The 1,398-nt window shown below is 44.1% G+C and carries 2 protein-coding genes; one reads left to right on the top strand and one right to left on the bottom strand.

Features of this window, described 5'->3' with window-relative positions:
• Nucleotides 1-446: patatin-like phospholipase family protein (locus tag A3735_RS19415; protein WP_231882582.1), on the bottom strand; the 446-nt coding region annotated here is incomplete at its 3' end.
• A gap of 180 nt (nucleotides 447-626) precedes the next feature.
• Between A3735_RS19415 and A3735_RS19410 the strand changes: the two genes are divergently transcribed.
• Nucleotides 627-1,398 (top strand): DEAD/DEAH box helicase (locus A3735_RS19410; RefSeq protein WP_156499771.1); only part of this gene is annotated, 772 nt, incomplete at its 3' end.

Raw genomic sequence — 1,398 nt, 5'->3', positions numbered from 1 at the left:
ATACCAAAGGTCTCACGTAATAGCTGCGCGGCACGCTGACCATACAACAAACCACTTGGCGAGGTAATTTGGTAATCACGCAGCCCTATATCCAAGGGTACATTAAATTGGTCTCTTTGCTTTAAGCGATAAGGTAAATCTTGACGAGGAATCGAGTCTGAGTAACCTTCCTCCCACGTAGTAGCCATCATCTTCTTCTCAATCTCTGCCGCGCTGTAACCCATGGCATATAGGCCACCTACGATCGAGCCAATACTGGTGCCCGCTATGTAATCAACAGGAATCTGCTCACGCTCTAAGGCTTTAAGCACACCAACATGAGCACCGCCTTTGGCACCACCTCCTCCCAAAGCCAAACCAATTTTGGGTCGTGCAAAAAGGCTGGTAGAAATAAGCAAAAGAATAAGGAAAACCAGGGAAAAAAGGTGAATTAGCTTGGTATTCATATATGATTTGTTCAACATTAGATTGTTAGTATTGGGAAGAAGTCTAGAGTAAAGCGCGCAATCAGATAGAATCAAGTATCTACTTGTTTATTTTAATACTTCTCGATTTCTCTCCTTTCTTCTAATAACTCTTGCTCTAATTTGGTATTATCCGCTTCACATTCGAAGAGGGTAATATTTGTGTTCAGTGAACTCGAAGACAGTTTAATTCAAGCAATAGAAGAAGCAGGTTTTAAAGAACCGACTGAAGTTCAGGAAAAAACCCTGGTTGACGCGCTCGATGGCGAAGACTTATTTGTCAGCGCTGAGACAGGTAGTGGTAAAACGGCTGCCTATCTACTCCCTACCTTCGACCAAATAATGCATGAAGAAGGCGGTGACATACTTGCCCTGGTATTGGTTCCTACACGTGAACTCGCCCAACAAGTGCTTAAGCAGGCAAAACAGCTAGCTCGCTTTACAGCACTTAAGTTGGGTCATATCGGTGGCGGTACTGACATCCACAAACAGACCGAAATCATTCAAAACCCGCCACACTTTATCGTGGCAACACCGGGGCGTTTGTCTGAATTGCTTGCCAGAGACCTGTTAGACCTTTCTTCGGTAGACATCCTGATACTTGATGAAGCAGACCGCTTACTCGACATGGGCTTTAGCGATGAGATTCTATCTATTTCAGAACACTGTCATCAACGGCGTCAAACGCAGCTCTATTCAGCAACACTAGCCAATAAAGCACTTCGAGGCCTGGCAGACCAGTTGCTAGATGAGCCAAAAGTGTATGAGCTAAACCAAACAAGCGATACTCACACATCAATTGATCAGCAAATCATCTTTGCTGACGATAACGCTCACAAATACCAACTACTATGCTGGCTACTAAGAAACGAAACATATCGTCACAGCATTGTCTTTTGTAACTCGAAAGAGCAAGTAGATCAGGTTTACCGTG

It is taken from the genome of Oleiphilus sp. HI0061 (genome assembly GCF_001635675.1).
Note: the sequence above shows the minus strand (reverse complement) of the source record. Positions and strands in the feature narration are given on the sequence as shown.